Source organism: Plantactinospora sp. WMMC1484, from assembly GCF_049315195.1.
In the GTDB taxonomy this organism is placed as follows: Bacteria; Actinomycetota; Actinomycetes; order Mycobacteriales; family Micromonosporaceae; genus Plantactinospora.
The window spans coordinates 5,296,818-5,320,564 of the sequence record NZ_CP186055.1 but is presented as its reverse complement, the minus strand read 5'-3'; the positions used below and the strand labels follow the sequence as shown (position 1 = coordinate 5,320,564).

At 70.5% G+C, this 23,747-nt stretch carries 18 protein-coding genes; 12 read left to right on the top strand and 6 right to left on the bottom strand.

Annotation, left to right across the window (positions count from 1 at the left end):
• Positions 1–239: 239 nt before the first annotated feature.
• From ACN28C_RS23115 to ACN28C_RS23105, 3 genes are all read left to right on the top strand, one after another.
• On the top strand, positions 240–1,424 hold the full coding sequence (locus ACN28C_RS23115; RefSeq protein WP_422769619.1) for a M20 metallopeptidase family protein: 1,185 nt from the start codon (positions 240–242) through the stop codon (positions 1,422–1,424).
• 167 nt (positions 1,425–1,591) lie between these two features.
• Complete coding sequence (ggt, locus tag ACN28C_RS23110) at positions 1,592–3,430, top strand: gamma-glutamyltransferase (RefSeq protein ID WP_422769618.1); 1,839 nt, start codon at positions 1,592–1,594, stop codon at positions 3,428–3,430.
• Between the two features lie 435 nt (positions 3,431–3,865).
• Positions 3,866–4,534: a hypothetical protein gene (locus ACN28C_RS23105; protein ID WP_422774780.1), complete on the top strand. Its 669-nt coding sequence runs from the start codon at positions 3,866–3,868 to the stop codon at positions 4,532–4,534.
• Positions 4,535–4,643: 109 nt separating this feature from the next.
• Here the strand turns inward: ACN28C_RS23105 and ACN28C_RS23100 are convergent, their stop codons facing one another.
• Together ACN28C_RS23100 and ACN28C_RS23095 are read right to left on the bottom strand one after the other, a co-directional pair.
• Positions 4,644–5,303, bottom strand: a complete 660-nt coding sequence (locus tag ACN28C_RS23100; RefSeq protein WP_422769617.1) for a nucleotidyl transferase AbiEii/AbiGii toxin family protein — start codon at positions 5,301–5,303, stop codon at positions 4,644–4,646.
• Positions 5,300–5,656, bottom strand: a complete 357-nt coding sequence (locus ACN28C_RS23095; protein WP_422769616.1) for a hypothetical protein — start codon at positions 5,654–5,656, stop codon at positions 5,300–5,302. Before ACN28C_RS23095 ends, ACN28C_RS23100 begins: the two co-directional genes overlap by 4 nt.
• Positions 5,657–5,916: 260 nt before the next feature.
• Here ACN28C_RS23095 and ACN28C_RS23090 point away from each other — a divergent pair, with 260 nt between their 5' ends.
• Positions 5,917–6,684 (top strand): hypothetical protein, encoded by a 768-nt coding sequence (locus ACN28C_RS23090; RefSeq protein WP_422769615.1) that lies wholly within the window; start codon positions 5,917–5,919, stop codon positions 6,682–6,684.
• Positions 6,685–6,759: 75 nt separating this feature from the next.
• Here the strand turns inward: ACN28C_RS23090 and ACN28C_RS23085 are convergent, their stop codons facing one another.
• A complete protein-coding gene (locus ACN28C_RS23085; protein WP_422769614.1) occupies positions 6,760–7,770 on the bottom strand; it encodes a magnesium transporter CorA family protein in 1,011 nt (336 codons plus the stop codon).
• Positions 7,771–7,994: 224 nt separating this feature from the next.
• On the opposite strand from ACN28C_RS23085, the gene fdh reads away from it, so the two are divergent.
• The 6 genes from fdh to ACN28C_RS23055 all read left to right on the top strand — a co-directional run bounded on the left by fdh (position 7,995) and on the right by ACN28C_RS23055 (position 17,855).
• Positions 7,995–11,294, top strand: coding sequence for a formate dehydrogenase (fdh, locus tag ACN28C_RS23080; protein WP_422769613.1), 3,300 nt, complete (start codon positions 7,995–7,997; stop codon positions 11,292–11,294).
• 2 nt (positions 11,295–11,296) lie between these two features.
• Positions 11,297–12,346, top strand: coding sequence for a 4Fe-4S dicluster domain-containing protein (locus tag ACN28C_RS23075; RefSeq protein ID WP_422774779.1), 1,050 nt, complete (start codon positions 11,297–11,299; stop codon positions 12,344–12,346).
• A complete protein-coding gene (gene nrfD / locus ACN28C_RS23070; protein WP_422769612.1) occupies positions 12,343–13,329 on the top strand; it encodes an NrfD/PsrC family molybdoenzyme membrane anchor subunit in 987 nt (328 codons plus the stop codon). Before ACN28C_RS23075 ends, nrfD begins: the two co-directional genes overlap by 4 nt.
• Positions 13,330–13,829: 500 nt before the next feature.
• Positions 13,830–15,377, top strand: a complete 1,548-nt coding sequence (gene mmsA, locus ACN28C_RS23065) for a multiple monosaccharide ABC transporter ATP-binding protein (protein ID WP_422769611.1) — start codon at positions 13,830–13,832, stop codon at positions 15,375–15,377.
• Positions 15,374–16,675, top strand: coding sequence for a multiple monosaccharide ABC transporter permease (mmsB, locus tag ACN28C_RS23060; protein ID WP_422769610.1), 1,302 nt, complete (start codon positions 15,374–15,376; stop codon positions 16,673–16,675). Before mmsA ends, mmsB begins: the two co-directional genes overlap by 4 nt.
• 73 nt (positions 16,676–16,748) lie before the next feature.
• Complete coding sequence (locus tag ACN28C_RS23055) at positions 16,749–17,855, top strand: substrate-binding domain-containing protein (protein WP_422769609.1); 1,107 nt, start codon at positions 16,749–16,751, stop codon at positions 17,853–17,855.
• Positions 17,856–17,926: 71 nt separating this feature from the next.
• Here the strand turns inward: ACN28C_RS23055 and selD are convergent, their stop codons facing one another.
• Both selD and ACN28C_RS23045 read right to left on the bottom strand, forming a co-directional pair.
• Positions 17,927–18,934, bottom strand: a complete 1,008-nt coding sequence (selD, locus tag ACN28C_RS23050) for a selenide, water dikinase SelD (protein WP_422774778.1) — start codon at positions 18,932–18,934, stop codon at positions 17,927–17,929.
• A 1,068-nt stretch (positions 18,935–20,002) separates the two neighbouring features.
• Positions 20,003–20,902 carry an SDR family NAD(P)-dependent oxidoreductase gene (locus tag ACN28C_RS23045; RefSeq protein WP_422769608.1) on the bottom strand — a complete coding sequence of 300 codons (900 nt, stop codon included), beginning with the start codon at positions 20,900–20,902 and terminating at the stop codon, positions 20,003–20,005.
• 315 nt (positions 20,903–21,217) lie between these two features.
• On the opposite strand from ACN28C_RS23045, the gene ACN28C_RS23040 reads away from it, so the two are divergent.
• The gene (locus ACN28C_RS23040; RefSeq protein ID WP_422769607.1) at positions 21,218–21,643 is read left to right on the top strand and encodes a hypothetical protein; all 426 of its coding nucleotides are present in this window, start codon (positions 21,218–21,220) and stop codon (positions 21,641–21,643) included.
• A 6-nt stretch (positions 21,644–21,649) separates the two neighbouring features.
• Here ACN28C_RS23040 and ACN28C_RS23035 read toward each other — a convergent pair whose 3' ends face one another.
• Positions 21,650–22,513 (bottom strand): SDR family NAD(P)-dependent oxidoreductase, encoded by an 864-nt coding sequence (locus ACN28C_RS23035; protein WP_422769606.1) that lies wholly within the window; start codon positions 22,511–22,513, stop codon positions 21,650–21,652.
• Between the two features lie 180 nt (positions 22,514–22,693).
• Here ACN28C_RS23035 and ACN28C_RS23030 point away from each other — a divergent pair, with 180 nt between their 5' ends.
• Positions 22,694–23,698 carry a ketoacyl-ACP synthase III family protein gene (locus ACN28C_RS23030; RefSeq protein ID WP_422769605.1) on the top strand — a complete coding sequence of 335 codons (1,005 nt, stop codon included), beginning with the start codon at positions 22,694–22,696 and terminating at the stop codon, positions 23,696–23,698.
• Positions 23,699–23,747 lie beyond the last annotated feature (49 nt).

The following is a 23,747-nucleotide window of genomic DNA, read 5'->3' as shown; positions in this document are numbered from 1 at the left end:
GGCGCATTCGTGGCAAGAAACTACATCGATCGCCCGCTCGATGCGCGACCGGCCCCGAGTTGCCGCGATCGCCGCCGGCGACCGCGACCGGCAGGGGCTACCGCGAGCGCGTCGTCTTCGGGCCGGAACCGTAGGATCGCGGATATCCCGAGGCCGGAGGCGTGCACCGACTCCGCTGAGTTGACCGGCCGGGACCGCGGTGGCAGCGACGACGCCGATACGACCAGACGGGGTGACGGATGAGATTGCGTGAGGACGCGGCGGAGATCCAGGGCGAGTTGGTCGGTCTGCGCCGCGACCTGCACCGGATCCCGGAGGAGGGCCTGCACCTGCCACGTACCCAGGAACGCGTGCTGGCCGCCCTCGAACCGCTGCCGCTGGAGATCGATACGGGCACGGCGCTCTCCTCGATCACCGCCGTGCTGCGCGGCGGCGCGCCGGGGCCGGCGGTGCTGCTCCGGGGTGACATGGACGCCCTTCCCATCACCGAACGCAGCGGCGTCGACTACGGCTCGCGACACGACGGGGTGATGCACGCCTGCGGCCACGACCTGCATACGGCCGGCCTGGTCGGGGCGGCCCGGCTGCTGGCCGCGCACCGGAACGAACTTGCCGGCGACGTGGTCTTCATGTTCCAGCCCGGGGAAGAGGGCTACAACGGCGCCGGCCAGATGATCGACGAGGGCGTGCTGACCGCCGCCGGCCGTCCGGTCGAGGCCGCGTACGGGCTGCACGTGCTCTCGTCCATCCTCGACCGTGGCGTCTTCGCCTCCCGCCCGGGTCCGCTGATGGCCGGCTCCGCCGGGCTCTTCGTCACGGTCGTCGGGGCGGGCGGGCACGGCTCCCGACCGCACGTGACCCTGGACCCGGTGCCGGTGGCCTGTGAGATGGTCACCGCGCTGCAGACGATGGTCACCCGGCGGTTCGACGCGTTCGAGCCGGTGGTGCTCACCGTGGGCACCTTCCACGCCGGCACCCGACGCAACGTCATCCCGGACGAGGCGACCTTCGAGGCGACGGTACGCGCCTTCGACCCCTCGGTCCATGCCGAGCTGGGCCGGCACGCGGTACGCCTCTGCGAGCAGATCGCCGCAGCGCACGGCCTGCGCGCCGAGGTGCGGTACGAGCCGGAGTACCCGGTCACGGTCAACGATCCCGCCGAGTACGACTACGCCGCCACCACCGTTCGGGAGCTCTTCGGCCCGGAACGGTTCGCCACGATGCGCCATCCGTTGACCGGCTCGGAGGACTTCTCCCGGGTGCTGGGGCGGGTGCCCGGCGCCTTCGTCTTCCTGGGCGCCTGCGCCACCGGGGACCCGGACACGGCGCCCGGCAACCACTCGCCCCGGGCGGTGTACGACGACAGCGTGCTCGCCGACGGCGCCGCACTCCTCGCCGAGCTGGCCGCCCGCCGGCTCCGCTAGCGGAAGCTTCCGCGCCGAGCGCACCGCCCCGAGTCGGCGGTAGCGCAACAGCCTATCGTCCTAGGACGCCTGACGGGTAGTGGGTCGGTCCACACCGCACACGCGTCCGGTTGCCTCGCCGGCCGCGAAGGCATATCAAGGACGCAACCGACCGTGGAGGGGCGCTGATGCTTTCGCACAGGGCGAGGTTCCGGATGGTGCTCGTCGTCGTCGCCCTGGTCGCCGCCTCGGCGCCGGCCGCCGCCGCGCAAGGAGCGGCCAGCGACCGCACCGCCGCCGGCCACTCCGGCGCACCGATGAAGACGCCCACCGCGTACGGATACGGCGGCGCCGTCTCCACCGTCGACCCGACCGCGACCGCTGTCGGCCTCGACGCGCTGCGGCGCGGCGGCAACGCGGTCGACGCGGCAGTTGCCGCAGCCGCCACGCTGGGCGTGACCGAGCCCTTCTCGGCCGGCATCGGCGGTGGCGGGTTTCTCGTCTACTACGACGCGCGCACCCGCCAGGTGCAGACCATCGACGGCCGGGAGTCGGCACCCGCCTCGATGCGCGAGGACTCCTTCGTCGACCCGGCCACCGGCAGCCCGTACCCGTTCCAGGCGGCCCGGGTCAGCGGCCTGTCGGTCGGCGTACCCGGGACCCTGCTCACCTGGCACGAGGCGGTGCGCAGGTGGGGGAGCCGGCCGCTGTCGGCGGCGCTCGTGCCCGCGGCGGAGGTGGCCGAGCGGGGGTTCGCGGTCGACGCGACGTTCCGGCAGCAGGTCGCGGACAATGCGGCGGCGTTCGCCCAGTTCGACGCTACCCGGGCGCTCTACCTGCCGGGCGGGCAGCCGCCGGCGGTCGGGTCGACCCAGCGCAACCGGGACCTTGCGGTGACCTACCGACAGATCGCCCGGCACGGCGTCGACACCTTCTACACCGGCCCGATCGGCGCCGACCTCGTCGCGGCCGTGCGCCGCCCGCCCGTCGCGGACGATCCGGCCGTGCCGTGGCAGTATCCGATCCGGCCCGGCGAGATGACCCGCGCCGACCTCGCCCGCTACGAACTGCGGTTTCCCGCGCCGACCCGATCCGACTACCGTGGCTTCGAGGTGTACGGCATGTCCACACCGTCCAGTGGTGGCGTCGCGGTCGGCGAGGCGCTCAACATCCTGGAGCGGTTCGACCTGTCGACGCTGACGGTCACCGAGGCGCTGCACCACTATCTGGAGGCGAGCGCCCTCGCCTACGCCGACCGGAACCGCTATGTCGCCGACGGCACCTCGCAGCGGATCCTCGGTGAACTGCTCGGCGATCGGTACGCCGCCGAGCGGGCCTGCCGGCTCGACCCCACCCGGGCCGCGCCGAAGCCGGTGCCGCCCGGCGACCCCGACGGCCGGTACGGCGACTGCGCGACCGCCGCATCCGGTGTCGAGGCCGACCCCGGGCGGAGCACCACGAACCTGACCGTGGCCGACCGGTGGGGCAACGTCGTGGAGTACACGCTGACGATCGAGCAGACCGGCGGCAACGCGATGGTGGTGCCCGGGCGCGGATTCCTGCTCAACAACGAGCTGACCGACTTCAGCTTCGCCCAGACCCCCGGGGCGGCGCCGGACCCGAACCTGCCGGCTCCCGGCAAGCGCCCCCGCAGCTCGATGTCGCCGACGATCGTGCTCGACGACGGCCGGCCGTTCCTTGCGCTCGGCAGTCCCGGCGGGGCCACCATCATCACCACGGTGCTGCAGATGCTGGTCAACCGGATCGACCTGGGCATGTCACTGCCGGAGGCGATGGCGGCGCCCCGGGCGTCGCAGCGGAACAGTGCGGCGCCGCAGGCGGAGCCGGCCTTCGTCGACCGGTACGGCGCCGACCTCGCCGCCTTCGGTCATCCGCCGTTCGCCGGTGTCGCCGAGCTTGGTGCGGCCACCGCCATCGAGTTCACCGGCCGGTACGGCCTGGTGGTGGCGGCCGAACCGGTGCGGCGCGGCGGCGGGGCGGCCGCGGTCCTCCGGCCGGTCCGCTGAGCCCGAGCCGTCCAGCAGCCCGGTGGGAGCGCCAGCACCGTCGGACAGCGGCGGATCGGGTGCCGGACGAGCCGGGTGAAGGGTCAAGTGCGTCGGATGTCCGGTTCCGTTTCATGGTCAACATTGCCGGTGGGGAATGCTGGGTGGGGTCCGGTCGTTACATCATGCGTACGGCCGAGTAGGACCGCGGTCTGGCAGGGGCTTGCGGGTGGGTGGCCGGGAATGATCCCGGCCCACCGGTCGTTACATGTGGTGTTCGCCCGAGTACGAGCCGTCCCTCTGGTGGTATGTCGTGCTCGGGTGTTCCTGATGTCGTCTCTGGAGACCTGCTGGTGTGCTGGTTTCGGGACGTGACGTTTTTCCATTGACATTCCGGCCGTCCCCTACGGCTGTGGGTGTTCATCCCCGAATGGAAGGTGGACCGTCATGAACACGATGTTGTTCGGTCGGTGGCTTCCGGCCGTCACGCAGACCTCGTTCGTGCGTAAGTCGGTGTTGGGTGTGGCTGGTCTGGCGTTCGTCGGTGGTGCGGTCGCCGGTCCGTCGGTGGCGGCGCACGCCGTCCCTGAGCATGCCGGTACCCCGGTGGCTGCCTCGGTCACCGTCGACAAGGGCGACAAGGGCGACCACAAGGGTGACCGTAAGGGTGGTGAGCCGTCGCGGGACAGGCTGGTGCCGCATGGTGTGCAGGGTGGGCAGTCGCGGATCGACATCTCCGACGAGCAGGCCGACAATGTGAAGGCGATCGTGAAGGCGACGAAGAAGGCGGGTCTGGACGAGCGGGCCGCGGTGATCGCGGTCGGTACCAGCCTGCAGGAGTCGAAGTTGGAGAACCTGGGTCATCTGGGTGCGCGTAACGACCATGACTCGCAGGGGTTGTTCCAGCAGCGGCCGTCGTCGGGTTGGGGCACGGTGGAGCAGATCACCGACCCCGAGTACGCCACGACCGCGTTCCTGAAGGGGCTGCGGCAGGTGGACGGCTGGCAGGAGCTGCCGCTGACCGTGGCCGCGCAGAAGGTACAGGTGTCGGCCTACCCGGACGCGTACGCCAAGTGGGAGGACCAGGCCGCCGACCTCGTCGCCGACGCCTGGACCACCAGCTGACACCCCACCAGGCAGACAACCACCACGAGACAACCCGCTGGCCGGGTCCCCACAACCGGGGACCCGGCCAGCGGCGTGTGCTGGCGAGCTGACCAGCGGGCCGGATCCCTCACCGGGGCCAGCCGGCCAGCTTGGTTCGGATCGAACGGACCTGCTCGGCGTCCCGGCCGTACCGGGCGAACCGCTGGTCGGAGAGCCGGTCCAGGTAGCGGCCGGCGGCCGTGACGTCATCCGGCTCGATCGCCGGGTCGTACTCGGTGGCGAGGCGGATCAGGTCGGCCACGGCGTACCGGTCGAGGGCCGCCGCGACGTCGATGTAGTCCCGGACCTCGCGGCGGGTGACCAGCGCGGCGGTCTTGCTGGCCACCAGGTCCTGGACGTGCATCACCGGCCCGAGGTCCATCACGACCGGGCTGCGGTGCCGGTCCAGCCGGCCGAGGCTGAGCCGCAGTCGGCGGCCGCCCCGGCTGACCAGGAAGTCCTTCATGTCCAGCTCGAACCCGCTGAAGAGTCCGGCCAGGTCGCCCGAGGGGTCCTCGTCCGCGACCGTGAAACCGGCCGCCGCCAACGCCGCCCGTACCTCCGCCTCGGCGCTGGCCGCCGCGCCGTCGGTGTCGGCGAAGAGGTCGATGTCCTCGGTCGGCCGGAAGACCAGGCCGTGGGCGGCCCAGGCCACCCCACCGCCGAGGACGAAGCCGTGCTTGTCGGCCACGGAGAGGGCGACCCGGGCTACCTGGCGGTAGAAGTCGTCGAGGTGTGTGGTGGTCATGCCGCGCGGCGGTCGGCGGTGGCCAGCGACGGGTGTCGCCGTTCCCAGGCCGCCCGTACCCCGCGGGGGAGGTTCAGCGCCGGCCAGACCTGGCGGAGCAGCCGGCCGTCGAGGAACCGGCGCAGGTCGTCGGAGCGGGTCGCCTCGCGCAGGACGTTCTCGTACATCCAGAGCAACTGGTCCGGATCGTTCAGGTCGAAGCTGCGGTCCGGTCCCCACATCAGGTGCAGCGGGAGGACCACCGTCCCGTGGGTGGGCCCGGTCAGCTCCGACACCGTCGGCGTCACCACGGCGGGCCGGCCCGGGCGGGCCAGATAGGCCACGCCGGCTCCGGTCGGATCGCCGTACTGCATGGGCTCAGGGTAGCCCGAAGCTGGCCGATCCGGTTCATCCGTACCCGATTTTGCTGGTCTGTCCGCTCGCCGCAGGCACAAATCCGGAATGCCGGACCGGTCCCGCCGGTTGTATCTGCCGGTACGCCCGCGAGCTCAGCCCCCTGGATCGCGGGCGTACCTCTTCGGTGTCCGCGCCGGGGCTCCCTTCCGGCACGTCGGTAGCAGTACCCCGAATACCTCGTACCTCCCGGAACCCAGATCGAAAGGGCAACCATCACATGAATCCGATCTTCGGACGATGGCTCCCCGCCATCACGGAGACCGCTCGTACCCGATGGCTTCCCGCCATCGCCGCACATCCGGTGGCGCGCCGGCTTCCCGCCGTCGCGGAAACACCGCTCGCCCGCCGGTCCGCGCTCGCCGTGGCGGGTCTGACCTGCGCCGCCGCCTGCTCGGCGGTGGCCGGCCCGGCGGGGGTGGTCGCCGCCGCCGGCGACCCGGGCACCCAGCAGGCGGCCCACATCCAGTCGGTACGGGCCGACGACCCCGACCTGGCGGACCGGGCCGGGCCGGCCGACCACGGGAACTCGGACGACGACACGTCCCGGGACACGTTGGTCCCGCACGGCGTGCAGGGCTACCAGTCCCGGATCGCCCTCGACGACGAGCAACGGGACAACGCTCGCGAGATCGTCCGGGTGGCCCGGAAGCTCGACATGGGCCAGCGGGGGGCGGTGATCGGCGTGGCCACCTCGTTGCAGGAGTCGAAGCTGCGCAACCTCGGTCACCTGGGACAGTGGAACGACCACGACTCGTTGGGGCTGTTCCAGCAGCGGCCGTCGTCGGGCTGGGGTTCGCCGGAGCAGATCAGGGACCGCGAGTACTCGTCCGCCGCCTTCTTCAACGGGCTCAAGCGGGTTGACCGGTGGTGGGACCGACCGCTGACCGACGCCGCCCAGGCGGTACAGGTGTCGGCGTACCCGTTCGCGTACGCCCAGTGGGAGGAGCAGGCGGCCGACATCGTCGAGGACGTCTGGTCCCGATAACCGGCAGGACGCCAACCGGCAGGACGAACCGGAACGGGTTCGGGGAGGTCGGCCGGCGCCGACCTCCCCGAACCGTCAGATCCAGCTCTTCCTGCGGAACGCCACGTAGAGGGCGATCGCCAGCCCGAAGGTCACCACGAGGGAGACGACGAACTCCGCCGAGGTGTGCCGCCACGGAAAGTCGATGTTCTGCCCGAAGAACCCCGTCACCGCCGCCGGTACGGCGATCACCGCCGCCCACGCCGTCACCTGCTTGACGATCAGGTTGAGCTGGTTGTTCTGCAACATCAGGTTCGTCTCGAGCATCGTCGTGTTGAGGTCGCGCAACGAGTCGCTCCACTCGATGACCCGCAGCACGTGGTCGTAGAGGTCCTGGTAGTACGGCAGCATCTCCTCGTCGATGGTGTGCATGGTCGGGCGCATCAGGGCGTTCACCACCTCCCGCATCGGGAGGGTGACCTGACGTAGCCGCACCAGGTCGCGCCGGGCGATGAAGATCCGCTTCTGCACTTCGTTGCGGGCCAGGCCGTTGACGGCGCCGCTGTCGCCCTCCGCAGCCCCACGGCCGGCGGTGAACATGGCGCCCTGCACCCGCTCCAGCGTCGCGTCGAGCTGCTGTACGGCCGAGAAGTGACCGTCGATCAAGGTGTCCAGCAGCCCGTAGAGCAGGTACGCGACGCCGTGCCGGGCGAGGTCGACGGTCTCGTCCCAGCGGGCCAGCACCTCCCGGATGTCGAACTGCTCGTTGTAGCGGACCGTGACCAGGGCCCGTGGCTTGACGAACGCCGAGACCTCGTTGTCGAGGAGCCCACCGGCCGCGCCCATCCGCACCATGTAGCTGTTCAGGAACAGGTGGGTGTCGTACCGGTCGAGCTTCGCCCGCTGGTCCTGCTGGACGACGTCCTCCAGCGCCAGTTCGTGCATGCCGAGTTCCTCGGCGAGCAGCTTCAGGTCGTCCTCGGTCGGCAGGCAGATGTCCAGCCAGACCACCACCCGGTCGTCGGCGGCGAGTCGGTCACCGATCTCGGTGGCCGGGAAACCCTGGTCGACGAGGGCGCCGTCGCGGTACATCCGGGTGTTGCTCACCGGCCCGCCGTTTCGTCCCGCACGTCACCGACGGTAGGCGGGCGGTGGCGCTCGGCGGGCCGGTTCCTCGAACCTCGCCCGGACGGCCCGAAGCCGCCTCGAAAATTTCTCGCCGCTTTCCGGCCCCGCGGGGTTTCGACGCTCTCCTGCGGGGCACCGTCTGGTCGATCTACCCTCGGGTCGTTCGCGCGATCGGCCTCGACGCGTTCAGGAGGTGCGTTCAGATGGGGGTTCGCACCTGGATCGAGGGGTGGCCGGTCTATCGCCAGCTCACCGGCACCGACCCGCTCGGTCGGGGCGCTGCGGCGCAGTCGGGCCGCTCCGCGGAGCTGATCCCGCGTACCGACACCGCCGACTCGGTCGCCCGGTCCATCTGCCCCTACTGCGCGGTCGGCTGCGGCCAACGGGTCTACGTCGCGGACGGCAGGGTGACCCAGATCGAGGGCGACCCGGACAGCCCGATCTCCCGGGGCCGGCTCTGCCCCAAGGGCGCCGCCAGCAAGAACCTGGTCACCAGTGAGCTGCGCCAGCAGCGGGTGCTCTACCGCCGCCCGTACGGCACGGAGTGGGAAGAGCTGGACCTGCCGACCGCGATGGACATGATCGCCGAACGGGTGCTCGCCGCCCGGGACGCCACCTGGGAGGACGTCGACGACCGGGGCCGGCCGCTGCACCGCACCCTCGGGATCGCCAGCCTGGGCGGGGCCACCCTGGACAACGAGGAGAACTACCTCATCAAGAAGTTGTTCACGGCGATGGGGGCGCTCCAGATCGAGAACCAGGCTCGGATTTGACACTCCGCCACGGTCCCCGGTCTGGGGGCCAGCTTCGGTCGCGGTGGTGCGACGGTCTTCCAGCAGGATCTGGTCAACAGTGACTGCGTCATCATCCAGGGGTCGAACATGGCCGAGGCGCATCCGGTCGGCTTCCAGTGGGTGATGGAGGCGAAGCGGCGCGGCGCCAGGATCTTCCACGTCGATCCCCGGTTCACCCGGACCAGCGCGCTCGCCGACAGCTACGTCCCGATCCGGGCCGGCACCGACATCGCGTTCCTCGGCGGCATCGTCCACTACATCCTGGAGAACGAGCTCGACTTCCGGGAGTACGTCGTCGCGTACACGAACGCGGCCGCCGTCGTCGGCGAGGACTTCCGGGACACCGAGGACCTGGACGGGCTCTTCTCCGGCTTCGACGACGACCGGACCAGCTACGACCAGTCGAGCTGGCAGTACACCGGGCACGAGCCGGAGGGGGCGCGGGACACCGCCACCGATCGGGACAGCGCTGCCGGGCTACAGCACGAGTCGCACGGGCCCCCGCTCTCCGGGCGGGCGGAGCGCGACGAGACGCTGCAACACCCCCGCTGCGTCTACCAGATCCTCAGGCGGCACTACGCCCGCTACACCCCGGAGATGGTCGAGCGGGTCTGCGGCATACCCCGGGAGAAGTTCGAGGAGGTCGCCCGGGCCTGGGTGGCGAACTCGAACCGGGAGCGAACCACGATGCTTGTCTACTCGGTGGGCTGGACCCAGCACACCGTCGGGGTGCAGTACATCCGGACCGGAGCGATCATCCAGCTCCTGCTCGGCAACATGGGCCGGCCCGGCGGCGGGATCCTGGCGCTGCGCGGGCATGCCAGCATCCAGGGGTCGACCGACATCCCGACGCTGTTCAACCTGCTTCCCGGCTATCTGCCGATGCCGAACCACGCCCAGCACCCGACCTTCGAGAAGTGGTGCGAGAGCATCCGGCACCCGGGCCAGAAGGGCTTCTGGGGCAAGGCCCGGGCGTACGCGGCCAACCTGCTCAAGGCGTACTGGGGCGCGGCGGCCACCCCGGAGAACGACTTCTGCTACGACTACCTGCCCCGGATGAGCGGCGGCCACGGCACCTACCAGACCGTCTTCGACATGATCGACGGCAAGGTCAAGGGCTACTTCCTGCTCGGCCAGAACCCGGCGGTCGGCTCGGCGCACGGCCGTGCCCAGCGGCTCGGCATGGCGAACCTGGACTGGCTGGTGGTCCGGGACCTGTTCATGACCGAGAGCGCCACCTTCTGGAAGGACGGCCGGGAGGTGGAGACCGGAGAGATCGTGCCGGAGCGGTGCCGCACCGAGGTCTTCTTCCTGCCGGCCGCCTCGCACGTGGAGAAGTCGGGCAGCTTCACCCAGACCCAGCGGCTGTTGCAGTGGCGGGAGAAGGCTGTCGAGCCACCCGGCGACTGCCGCTCGGAACTGTGGTTCTTCTACCATCTCGGCCGGATCGTCCGGGCCAGGCTGACCGGCTCCACCCGACCGCGCGACCGGGCGTTGCTCGACCTGGCCTGGGACTATCCCACCGAGGGCCCGCACGCCGAGCCGGACGCCGAGGCGGTGCTGCGGGAGATCAACGGCTACGAGGTGGCGACCCGCCGCCCGCTAACCTCGTACACGGAGATGGCCGACGACGGGTCCACGCTGGGCGGCTGCTGGATCTACACCGGGGTCTTCGCCGACGGGGTCAACCAGGCGGCCCGGCGCAAGCCCGGCGGGGAGCAGAGTTGGGTCGCCCCGGAGTGGGGCTGGGCCTGGCCGATGAACCGGCGGATCCTCTACAACCGGGCCTCGGCCGATCCCGAGGGCCGGCCGTGGAGCGAGCGCAAGCGGTACGTCTGGTGGGATGCGGAGCGGGGCGAGTGGATTGGGCACGACGTGCCCGACTTCGAGAGGACCAAGCCGCCGTCCTACCGGCCGGATCCCGGCGCGGTCGGGGTGGCGGCGCTGGCCGGCGACGATCCGTTCATCATGCAGGGCGACGGGAAGGGCTGGCTCTACGCGCCGGTCGGGATGCTGGACGGGCCGCTGCCGACCCACTACGAGCCCGTCGAGTCCCCGGTGCGCAACCCGCTCTACGGCCAGCAGGCCAACCCGGCCCGGAAGGCGTACGAGCGGCCGGACAACCCGACGAATCCGAGCCCGCCGGACCGGCCTGCGGACGTCTTCCCGTACATCTTCACGGTCAGCCGGCTCACCGAGCACCACACGGCCGGCGGGATGAGCCGGAACGTCACATATCTGGCGGAACTGCAACCGGAGATGTTCGTCGAGGTCGGACCCGAGCTGGCCGTCGAACGCGGACTGACCCACCTGGACTGGGCGCACGTGGTCACCAGCCGGGGACTGATCGAGGCGCGGGTGATGGTGACCGACCGGCTGACTCCACTGCGGATCGACGGCCGGATCCTGCACCAGATCTGGCTGCCGTACCACTTCGGCAACGTCGGTCTGGTCCGGGGCGAGCCGGCCAACGACCTCTTCGGCGTCACCCTCGACCCGAACGTACTGATCCAGGAGAGCAAGGTCGGCACCTGCGACATCCGGCCGGGCCGGCGCCCCACCGGCCCGGAGTTGCTCGACCGTCTCGCCGACTACCGGCGGCGCGCCGGCCTCGACGGGCACCACCCGCCGATCGTCACCGCCGGCCGCGAACCAGGGGAGCGGCGCGGCGAAGGCGACCCGGAAGGCGACACGGAACCGGAGGCATGACCATGGTCGAGAGGCGGCGCCCGGGCGCGCCGGTCAATCCCGCCGAGCAGGCCGGTCACCTCGACCCGCCGCCCCGGATGGGTTTCTTCACCGACACCAGCGTCTGCATCGGCTGCAAGGCCTGCGAGGTGGCCTGCAAGGAGTGGAACCTGGTGCCGGAGAGCGGGCTCGACCTGCTCGGCATGTCCTACGACAACACCGGGGCGCTGACCGCCAACTCCTGGCGGCACGTCGCCTTCGTCGAGCAGTCCCGACCGGCCGGCTGGCAGTCGTCGGCACCGCACGCCGGCACCCCGACCGGCCCGCCGGTCTCGCCGGCCACCGCCGAGGCGGGTGCCGGCGCCGCACCCGACCAGGGTACGAAGCCCGGGGTGCCGCCGGGGCCGGATCCCGCGCCGGCCGGCCGGATGGCGGGCGGGAGCCAGTTCCTCGGCATGCCCGGCTCGGAGCCGCCGGGACGCAACGCGGAGCGGGACGGGCGTACCGACCTGCGCTGGCTGATGATGTCGGACGTCTGCAAGCACTGCACGCACGCCGCCTGCCTGGACGTCTGCCCCACCGGGTCCCTGTTCCGCACGGAGTTCGGCACGGTGGTGGTGCAGGAGGAGATCTGCAACGGCTGTGGCTACTGCATCCCCGCCTGCCCCTACGGGGTCATCGACCAGCGCCGGGACGACGGCCGGGCCTGGAAGTGCACGCTCTGTTACGACCGGATCGGCGTTGGGCGGACGCCGGCCTGCGCCCAGGCCTGCCCGACGGAGTCCATCCAGTACGGAGAGCTCGACGAGTTGCGGGAACGGGCGCAGGCCCGGGTCGAGCGGCTGCACGCCGACGGCGTACCCGAGGCGCGCCTCTACGGTCACGACCCGCACGACGGGGTGGGTGGGGACGGCGCCTTCTTCCTGCTGCTCGACGAACCCGAGGTGTACGGGTTGCCGCCCGACCCGGTGGTGACAACCCGCGACCTTCCCCGGATGTGGCGGCGGGCCGGACTGGCGGCGCTCGCCATGACGGCTGCCGCGGTCGCGGCGTTCGTCGGGCGGCCGTCATGACCGCGTCACGCGATCGGACGGCCGGGTCACGCGATCGGACGACCGTCCCGCCGGCCGAGTTCGCCTCCTACTACGGCCGCCCGGTGGTCAAGGTGCCGGTGTGGCGCCACGACATCCCGGCGTACCTCTTCAGCGGCGGGCTGGCCGCCGGTGCGGCGTTGCTGGCCGCCGGTGCGGACCTGACCGGGCGGCCGGCGTTGCGCCGGGGTGGCCGGCTCGTCTCGCTCGGTGCACTCGGCGCCAGCACCTATTTCCTGATCAACGATCTCGGCCGGCCCGCCCGGTTCCACCACATGTTGCGGGTCGCCAAGCCGACCTCGCCGATGTCGATGGGCACCTGGCTCCTCGCCGCGTTCGGGCCGGCGGCCGGGCTGGCGGCGGCGAGCGAGTTCGCCGCCGCGCTGCCCCGGCACGGCGGGCTCGGCCTCGCCCGCCGGCTGCTGCCCCCGGCCGGCCGGGTCGCCGGCCTGGCGGCGGCCGCGATCGCGCCGGCCCTGGCGACGTACACCGGAGTGCTGCTCGCCGACACCGCGATGCCGGCCTGGCACGACGCCTACCCGGACCTGCCGTTCCTTTTCGCGGGCAGCGCCATGGTCGCCGGCGGGGGCGCCGGGCTGGTCGCCGCGCCGGTCGCGCAGACCGGTCCGGCGGTCCGGCTGGCGGTGGCCGGTGCGGCGATGGAGACGCTCGCCGAGCGCCGGATCGCTCGGATGGGGCTGACCGGCGAACCGTACCGGACGGGCCGGTCGGCCCGGCTGATCCGCGCGGGGCAGGTGCTGCTCGCGACCGGTACGGTCGGTGCGCTGCTGGGGCGGCGCAACCGGACGGTCGCCGCGTTCTCCGGGGCGGCGCTGCTGGCCTCGTCGCTGCTGACCCGGTTCGGGGTCTTCGAGGCGGGCGTGGCGTCCGGCCGGGACCCGAGGTACACGGTGCTGCCGCAGCGGGAGCGGCGGGCGGGACAGGAGGCCGGCACCGGACCGTAGCCGCGAGCGGCTGCGCGGACCGTAGCCGCGAGCGGCTGCGCGCACCGCGGCCGCGAGCGGCTGCCGCCGACGGTGACCGGCGGCACGTCAGGGGACGGGGTACGGAACGCCGGATCGCCGGGGCGTATGGTGATCCGGCTCAGGCGCCAGACCATGACGCTCCGGTCGAACCGGTCGTTGTCGTGCACCTGGCGCATCGCGGCGATCGATGCCCAGGAGGGTCCGGGGCGCCGGCGGATGAGCCGTAGCCATGTGAGTTTGTCAAGACCAGGTCACGAAATCTTGCGAAACTTCCTCGCCTTCAAATAAGTTCCTCCAGGCAACAAAAGTATGTCAGCCGGTCCTGACGACTGCCCGGAGGCAACAATGATGTTGGTGACGCGGCGCGGCCTTCGGCCGCCGGACGCGCGTGCTCTCCTCTGGCGCCCCGATGACGGGCGGCCGGTCCCGGCCGCCTCCCACCGGTCCGCCGTACCGGTCCGGCACGGGGAGGGGCGGCGATGAGCGACGCTCCCGTCCTGCTGGAGATGCGCGGGATCACCAAGGAGTTCCCCGGGGTCAAGGCGCTCTCCGACGTCAACCTGGTCGTCCGGGCCGGCGAGATCCACGCGATCGCGGGCGAGAACGGCGCCGGCAAGTCCACCCTGATGAAGGTGCTCAGCGGGGTCTACCCGTACGGCAGCTACTCCGGCGAGATCCGTTACCGGGGTGCCGAGAGCCGCTTCTCCGACATCCGGGCCAGCGAGCAGGCCGGAATCGTGATCATCCACCAGGAACTCGCCCTGGTGCCCGGAATGTCCATCACCGAGAACATCTTCCTCGGCAACGAGCCCGGGCGCGGTGGCGTGATCGACTGGAAGGTCGCCAACCAGCGCGCCCTGGAGCTGATGGCCCGGGTGGGGCTGCGGGAGGACCCGGACACGCTGGTCAAGGACATCGGCGTGGGCAAGCAGCAGCTCGTCGAGATCGCCAAGGCCTTCGCGAAGGACGTCAAGCTACTCATCCTGGACGAGCCGACCGCGGCGCTCAACGAGGCCGACTCGCAGCACCTGCTCGACCTGCTGCGCGGTTTCAAGCAGCGCGGCATCACCTCGATCATCATCTCGCACAAGCTGAACGAGATCGCCGAGATCGCCGACTCGATCACCATCCTGCGGGACGGCCGGACCATCGAGACCCTGGACGTCAGGGCGGACGGGGTGGACGAGGACCGGATCGTCCGGGGCATGGTCGGCCGGGAGCTGCAGAGCCGCTTCCCCGACCACACCCCGACAATCGGCGAGGTCTTCTTCGAGGTGCGGGACTGGACCGTCCGGCACCCCGTCTCCGCCGACCGGATGGTGGCGAAGGGCTCCAGCTTCACCGTCCGGCGGGGTGAGATCGTCGGGTTCGCCGGGCTGATGGGCGCCGGCCGCACCGAGTTGGCGATGAGCGTCTTCGGCCGGTCGTACGGCGTCTACCAGAGCGGGCGGATCTTCAAGGACGGCCGGGAGATCGTGCTGAGGTCGGTGGCGGACGCCATCGCGCACGGCCTGGCCTACGTCAGCGAGGACCGCAAGTCGCTCGGCCTCAACCTGCTCGACGACATCAAGACCTCGGTGGTCTCCGCCAAGCTGTCGAAGATCGCCAGCCTCGGCGTGGTCGACGAGGTACGCGAGTATCGGGCCGCCGAGAGCTATCGCAAGAGCCTGCGGGTCAAGGCACCCTCGGTCGACGAGGGCGTCACCAAGCTCTCCGGCGGCAACCAGCAGAAGGTGGTGCTGGCCAAGTGGATGTTCACCGACCCGGACCTGCTCATCCTCGACGAGCCGACCCGGGGCATCGACGTCGGTGCCAAGTACGAGATCTACGGAATCATCCAACAGCTCGCCGACCAGGGTAAGGGCGTCATCGTCATCTCCTCGGAACTGCCGGAGCTGATCGGTCTCTGCGACCGCATCTACACGGTCTTCGAGGGCACGATCACCGGCGACATCGCCCGGGCCGACGCCGATCCGGAACTCCTCATGAAGCAGATGACCTCAGCGAAGAAGGCGCAGACGCGGTGAGCCGTTTAAAGGACCTCCAGAAGTCTCTGTTCGCCGGGACGACATCCAACACCCGGCAGTTCGGGATGATCTTCACGCTGGTGGCGATCGTCCTGCTCTTCCAGATCCTGACCGACGGGCTGACGCTGAACTCCAGCAACATGATCTCGCTGGTCAGCCAGTACTCGTACATCCTGATCCTGGCGATCGGGATGCTGATGGTGATCGTCGCCGGCCACATCGACCTGTCGGTCGGCTCGATCGCCGCCTTCGTCGGCATCGTGGTGGCCCGGGCCATGCAGGACTGGTCGCTGCCCTGGCCGGTGGCGATCCTCTTCGGCCTGCTGGTCGGCGCCGCGATCGGCGCCTGGCAGGGCTTCTGGGTCGCCTACATCGGGGTGCCGGCGTTCATCGTCACCCTGGCGGGCATGATGCTGTTCCGGGGCGGCAACCAGTTCATCGGCAGCGCCGACACCATCCCGGTGCCGGAGGGCTTCCGGCAGATCGGCGCCGGCTTCCTGCCGGAGGTCGGCCCGAACACCGGCTACAACAACCTCACACTGCTGCTCGGGCTGCTCGTCGCGGCGGCCATCGTGCTGCGGGAGTGGAAGGTCCGGCGTACCCGGCGCGAGATGGACGCCGACGTGGCGCCGATGTGGATCTCGTTCATCCGGGTCGCGCTCCCGGTCGCCGTCGTGATCTACGCGGCGTTCCGGTTCGCCGGTGGCCGGGTCGGCACCAGCTTCCCGATCTCCGGCATCATCCTCGGCGTCCTGGTGGTGATCTACTCCTTCGTCACCCGGAACACCGCCGGCGGCCGGCACATCTACGCGGTCGGCGGCAACTCGCGGGCCGCGGAGCTCTCCGGGGTCAAGCTCAAGCGAGTCAACTTCCTGGTCATGATGAACATGTCGGTACTGGCCGCGCTGGCCGGCATGATCTTCGTCGCCCGTTCCGCCGCCTCCGGGCCGCAGGACGGGATCGGCTGGGAGCTGGACGCCATCGCCGCGGTCTTCATCGGCGGCGCGGCCGTCTCCGGCGGCCTCGGCACCATCAGCGGCTCCATCGTCGGCGGCCTGGTGATGGCCGTGCTCAACAACGGCCTCCAGCTGATGGGCGTCGGCTCGGACCGGGTGCAGATCATCAAGGGTCTGGTCCTGCTGCTCGCCGTCGCCTTCGACGTCTACAACAAGAACCGCGGGCGCTTCTCGGTCATCGGATCGGTGACCCGCCCGTTCCGCCGGGAGGCGCCCCCCGGGCCGCCGCCCTCGACCGTCGCGGCGGGTCAGGAGCCCGCCAAGACTCCGGTGGCCGGCTGACGGCCACCACCGGCGGGGGCGGAAGACCTCCGTCCCCGCCTCCCCACCACCTTGCGAAGAAGGGCAACCTGCAATGCGAAAATTCCTAGCCAGGGGTGTCGCCGCCGGCGCCATCGCCCTGCTGGCCCTGACGGCCTGCTCCGAGCGGTCCGGCAGCGGCGGCGAGGAGGCCGGGGCCGAGAAGGGCTTCGCCGCCGACTCGCTGATCGGCGTGGCCCTGCCGGCGAAGACCTCCGAGAACTGGGTGCTCGCCGGTGACCTGTTCACCAACGGCCTCAAGGAGGCCGGGTTCCAGTCCGACGTGCAGTACGCCGGTGCCACCAGCACCGTCGCCGACCAGCAGGCACAGATCTCCGCCATGGTCACCAAGGGCGCCAAGGTGATCGTGATCGGCGCGACCGACGCCGCGCAGCTGACCACCCAGGTCAACGCCGCCAAGGCGGCCGGCGCGACCGTGATCGCCTACGACCGGCTGATCAAGAACACCGAGAACGTCGACTACTACGTGGCGTACGACAACTTCAAGGTCGGCCAGCTCCAGGGCCAGGCGCTGCTGGAGGGCATGAAGGCGAAGAAGCCGAACGGCCCGTACACCATCGAGCTCTTCTCCGGCTCGCCGGACGACAACAACTCGGGTGTCTTCTTCAACGGCGCGATGGACGTGCTGCAGAAGGAGATCGACGCCGGCAACGTGGTGGTCGGCTCGGGTCAGACCGACATCAAGCAGACCGCCACCGACGGCTGGAAGGCCGAGAACGCCCAGCGGCGGATGGACTCGCTGCTCACCTCCACCTACACCGGCAAGACGCTGGACGGCGTTCTCTCCCCGAACGACACCCTGGCCCGGGCCATCCTGACCTCGGTCAAGGGCGCCGGCAAGCCGCTGCCGGTGGTCACCGGGCAGGACTCCGAGGTGGAGTCGGTCAAGTCGATCGTGGCCGGCGAGCAGTACTCGACCATCAACAAGGACACCCGGGCCCTGGTCAAGGAGACCATCGAGATGGTCAAGGCCCTGCAGGCCGGTGACGACCCGAACGTCAACGACACCGAGTCCTACGACAACGGCGTGAAGGTCGTTCCGGCCAACCTGCTGGAGCCGCTGATCGTCACCAAGAAGAACGTGGTCGAGGCGTACGCCAACGACCCGAAGCTGGCCCCGCTCACCACCGGCGCGCAGTAACGCGAGTCGGCGGGTAGGACCGTCCGGGTCCCCGGGATCGACGAGATCCCGGGGACCCCGGTCCGTCCCCGTCAGCCGGTCACCAGCAGGGTGGTCCGGCCGTCGTCGCGGGCCGGCAGCAGCTCGCCGATCACCGGATGGCCGGGCAGCTCTCCGGCAACGAGCAGACCGCCGGAGGTCTGCGCGTCGGCGAGGAGCAGCAGCTCCTCCTCTGCCACCCCGGCCGCGTCCAGGTGCGGGCGCACCCAGGCCAGGTTCCGCCGGGTCCCGCCGGAGACGAAACCGTCGGCAAGCGCCGCCCGGGCGCCGTCCAGATACGGTACGGCGGCGGCGTCGACCCGGGCGGTCAGCCCGGAGGCCCGGGCCAGCTTGTGCAGGTGCCCGAGGAGACCGAAGCCGGTCACGTCGGTGCCGCAGCGGATCCCGGCCGCCACGGCGGCCGTCGACGCGGCCCGGTTCAGCGCGGTCATCGCCGCCACCGCCTGCGGAAACGTCTCGCCGGTCTGCTTGTGCCGGCTGTTCAGCACCCCGATCCCGAGCGGCTTGGTCAGGGTCAGCGGCAGCCCCGCCCGGCCGGCGTCGTTGCGCAGCAGACGCTCCGGGTCGGCGATCCCGGTGACCGCCATCCCGTATTTCGGCTCCGGATCGTCCACGCTGTGCCCGCCGGCCACGTGGCAGCCCGCCTCCCGGGCCACCGCCAGGCCGCCGCGCAGCACCTCGGCGGCGAGCTCCAGCGGCAGCACCTCGCGGGGCCAGGCGAGCAGGTTCACCGCCACCACCGGGGTACCGCCCATCGCGTAGACGTCGGAGAGCGCGTTGGCGGCGGCGATCCGGCCCCAGTCGTAGGGGTCGTCGACGACCGGGGTGAAGAAGTCGGCGGTGGCGACGACGGCGGTGCCCGACTCCAGGCGTACGACGGCCGCGTCGTCGCCGTCGTCGAGGCCGACCAGCAACTCGCCGGGGCCGGCGGGTGCGGTCGTGCCGACCAGCCCGGCGACCACCTCCTCCAGTTCGCCGGGTGGGATCTTGCAGGCGCAGCCGCCGCCGTGCGCGTACTGGGTCAGCCGGTACCGTTCCATCCTGCTCACCCGACCACTGTCGCATCCTTCCGGAGGGGATCGCAGCCGTCGGGCGTCGTGCCGAGGTCGACGTCCGCCGCCGACCGGCATCACGCCCGCGAGTTGACGTCATCCACATAGGAAGCAGCGATGCCCACCACTCTCCGTCACCATGGAATGTGGAAATGGGTCGTTACTGTTTGTACAGTCCCCGCCTGCGTCGTCGGCCGTGGTGTGGTGACCGCATGCGATAGGGGTTCGGATAAGGGTTGGTCCCCCTCTGGGTCTGCTCTAAATTGATCAATACGGTGTGGCTCGACACGGAAGTGACCTGATTCAGTAATGCCGCTCTTCGAGGAGAGGCCATGCGTGATTCCAGCGGAATGTTGCCGGGGGAGCTGGCGCGCAATCCCGCGCCGGATCTGTCGAGGTCATCTTTCATGGTGCCCCGGCCGGTCTCCCGCAGCGGCTCCGTCGGCAGCGCGTGGTCGACGTCCCGGAAGAGGGCGGGATCGTCCGTCACCGCCGGCACGAGCATTTCGGTGCGGCCGGCGGTGCTGTGCCGATCGGCACGGTTCCGGCACGTGGGCTGCCGCTCGACGAGTGCCTCGTGAGGGCGTGATGAGCCGCCCTGCCTACCGGTTCCTGCGGGCAATGCTGCGCCTCTGGGTCGAGGGGCTCAGCAGGCTTCCGGCCCTCCTGGCACCGATGGCGCCGCCGATCGGGGCCGGTTCCGGGAGGGTGAGTGACGCAGACGCGGCGCACCGGGAAACTCCACCGCGCGTTCCGGCGAACCCGCCGTCGGGTCACCCGGAACGGATGCCGGCCAATCCGTTCGCCTTGACCGCTGTGGAGCGAACGTTGTGGGACGACCTCCTGGCGGCGGAGATCGACGTGCGACCCGGTCACCCGCAGGTGGACCGCACCGCGGACGAGCGCCGTGAGCAGTCCCGTGAGCAGCGTGAGTAGTCGCGTGACCTGACTGGAGCCGCGCGCGTCGGCCGTCGTGAACAGGCCAGCGCCTGCCGCTGCCGTGCCGCATGGTGGCGTATCCCCCCGCGACGTCGTGGGAGGATGCGCCACGTGGCGTCAGCCCGGGTTGCCGGAGGTGTCGAGCTCCGGCAGCAGTCGGGTGTCTCCGTAGTTCTTCAGCACCAGTTGCCGGGAGACTTCGGCGAGCCGGCGCGCCTTGTCCGGGTCGAACGTCTTGATGCCCAGGTCGACCTTCTTGCTGCGGTCGATGGCGGTGAGGCGCTCTGCGGGCGGGTTGTCGATCAGCTCGACCATCGGGGCGATCGCCTTGTCGACGGGCTTGGCGGCGACCTTGCTCAACAGAGTGATGATCGTCCGCACCGGCTCCTTCACGTCGCCGATGCTGCCGAGGGTGGCGGTGAAGCCCGGGTGGTAGAGGACGTACCGGGCCTTGCTGCTCGGCTGCTCGGCGAAGGCGCGGCCCAGCAGGTCGTTGGCCCGGCCGCACTGGGCCTGCGCACGAAGCACGCTGTAGCGCCGCTCGGCCTGTAGATCGTCGAAGTTCACCGAGCCGATCTTCAACCCCGGGGAGGCAAAGTTGATGATGACGGGGTTGTCGGCCGCGTCGAACTGTTCCCGCAGGCCGTGCCCCAGCAGGTAGCGGCTCAGGTAGTAGAGGCTGAAGGTGAACTCGAGGCCCTCCGGCGACTCCCGTCGCTGCGGACTCTGCCGGTTGGCGCACAGCACGAGGGCGTCGACGGCCGGATGCTCGGCGGCGATCTGCCGGACCACCTGCTCGACGGTCGCGATGGAGCTGAGGTCGGCCCGCAGGAAGTGGAAGCGGGCACCCGCACCCAGCCGAGCGGCCTCGGTTGCGACCGCCGCCCCCTTGGCTTCGTTGGTGCCGATCGCCACGACGGTGTCGCCGCGTTCGAGCCGGGCGAGGGCCGTGCCGCGCCCCATGCCGTCGGTCCCGCCCGAGATGACGATCGTCTTGCTTCCAGGTTGCTGCAGCATGTCGGCTCCCGTGAATACCGGTCGTTGCGCGAAGGCACGCACCGGGATGGCTTCCAGGTGTGCCCTGAAATTGTGGTCCGTTCTGCCGACCTTGGAAAGAAGGCACACTTGTGTGTGATACGTACCTCGATGTTCCTTCCCTGTTGAGGCCGTCCGTGTGCCGACGTGGGCGGGGCTACGTGAAGGTCGGGTGGCCGGAGGGTGAGACTCCCTCCGGCCACCCGACCTTTAGGGGTGCGGACAAGGGTTGTTCGTGCTGCGGTGCGCGGTAGCGTCGGCCCGGTATCCGGGGATCTCTCGCAAGGGATGTGGAGAATGGGGCGCTTCGCCTACGTCAGCACTTCGGGGCGGCAGCCCGAGCCCGAGGAGAAGGATATCGAGATCACCATCACGACGCCGGACGAGATCCGCCGGGGCGATACTCTCAACATCGAGGTCACTCTGCGGACGCTGGAGGGTGTCTTCAAGGATTTCCCCACCCGCGACATCAGAGGCGAGGTCACCATCGTGGTCGGCGGGGCGCAGGAGCGGAAGCTCGTCGCCGTCGGACTGACCAACGCCAACTACGTCTTCAAGGGCAAGAACGTCCTGATGACCGGCGGACACGCGGAGTTCGTACCGGTGCAGGCCGGGACCTACACCTTCGCGCCGGGCGAGATCACGGTCACCACGTCGGACTATCCGTTGCGGAGCATTCCCAAACAGTCGCATTCCGTGGACAGCACGACCATCGTGATCTGACGGCGGTCAGGGCAGCAGGTCGACCCGACCCATCCCGGACAGCAGCCGCTCGGTCTCCGTGTAGAGCCGGGCGGCCTCGGCCGGGTCGTAGCCCGGGGCCAGCAGCCGGCTGGCCATGCGGACAGGGCGGGTACCGCGGAAGGCGCTGAGCCGCTCGGCGGGCGGGTCGGCCAGCAGCCGTAGCAGCGGGGCGACGCCTTCCTCGACCGGCTTGCCGCGCAGGGCCAGGGCCGCGAGGGCGAACAGCCGCCACGGATAGCCGAGTTCGCGCTGCAGGTTGGTGCGTACGACGTCCGGGTTGAAGAGTACGTACGGGATGTCCCTCGTGTCGGGTCGCCGGGCGAAGGCGACGCCCAGCAGGTCGGTGGCGCGGCCGGCCTGTGCCAGCGCGCGCAATCCGCCGCCGCCGGCCCGGAACTGCAGGTCGTTCCAGCGGATTCGCCCGGCCGGAGTGCCGGTGCCGCAGACGTTGACCACCAGTGGCCGATCGGCCCGGCGCAGGTGCGGGAGCAGGCCGTAGGTCAGCGCGAAGCGGCTCAGATAGGTCAGCGCGAAGTTGCGTTCGATGCCTTCGACGGTGTGTCCGAGCCGGGTCAGGTAGCGCTGGGCGCACAGCACCAGCCGGTCCAGCCGGTCGAAGCGGGCGCGTACGGCGTCGACGACTCGGCTGTTCTCGCTCATCAGCCGCAGGTCCGCGCGCAGGAAGGTTGCTCGACCGGCGGCGCCGACCTGGTCCGCCGCAGTGAGGAAAGCGTCCCCTTTGGCCTGGGTGCTGCCCACGACGACGACGTGGTGACCGTTGGCCAGGGCGTCGAGCGCCACGGCACGGCCGACGCCGTCCGTGCCGCCGCTGACAAGATGGTTCGCCATCGAATTTTCCTGACGTCGTCCGGCCGCATTGCCACCGCAGTATTCGGTGGTAGATCTCGCCGGGACACCCCTATGCGGCCCCTAACAAATGACGGATGTGTTCCGGTGCACGTTACGATTTCTTCGCCCGGCCCTTTTCTGCCGGCATGAATGGTGATCGGACGAGAAAGCGAGCGCTTCATGCTGCGTGATGTCTATCTGGCCGGGATCGGTTCGGCCCTGCCGCCAATGGAGTCGGTCGACGCGGCCGTTGCCGCGGGGCGGTACAAGGCGGAATTGGCGGCGAGGACGCAACAGGTCTCGGTCACCGTCGCGCCCGACGGGACGGAGTCGCCGGATCTGGCCGTCGACGCGGCACGGCTGGCACTGCGGCGGGCAGGGGGCAATCCCGCGCAGGTGGCGATGCTGCTGCACGGCATGTTGGCCCCACCCGTCGCCATGTGGCACGGCGCGGGCTACATCCATCGGCAGCTCGGCCTGCCGGCCGGCGGGTGCGCGGCGACCGACCTCGACGCCGGATGCGCCACGGCCCTGATCGGTCTCGAGACGGCCTCGGCATACCTGCGTACCCGCGACGAGGACGAACTCGCCGTGGTCACCGCCGCCGACTGCTGGCGGCTCCCCATGGTCGACCGCTGGCACACCGCGGCCTGTCCGTTCGGGGACGGCGGGGTGGCGGTCGTGCTCTCCTCCCGGGGCGGGTTCGCCCGGATCGCCGGTGCGGCGTCGCTGAGTGAGCCCTTCCTGGAGCCGATCAACCGAGGCTACGACCCGTTCACGGCGGATGGCGCCGGGCACACCAGACCGATCGTCCTGCGGGAACGTGGCGGCCGGGGCGACGACAAGGTTGCGCAGTGGAGCGCGGTGGTGAAGGCCGTGCAGGGCGTGGTGTCGGAGGCGGTCCGGCGGTCGGGCATTGACATGTCGCAGATCGACCACTTCGTCTGCCCGTTCATTGGTTACGAGCAGATCGCGAAGCAGTTCCTCGAGCCGCTGTCGCTCGACATGAGCGCGGTCCCGTGGGAGTTCGCCCGCCGGGTGGGGCACATCGGCGCGGCGGACCCGTTGGTGGGGCTGGACCATCTCGTCCACACCGAACGCGTCTCCTGGCGGTACATCCTGGTGCTGGGTGCGGGGCTGGGCGGCATCTTCAACGCCATGGTCATCGAAAACCCCGAGGCATGACGGAAGGGCCCGGATCCGGGAGCGTCGCGGATCCGGGCCCCGTGCCGCT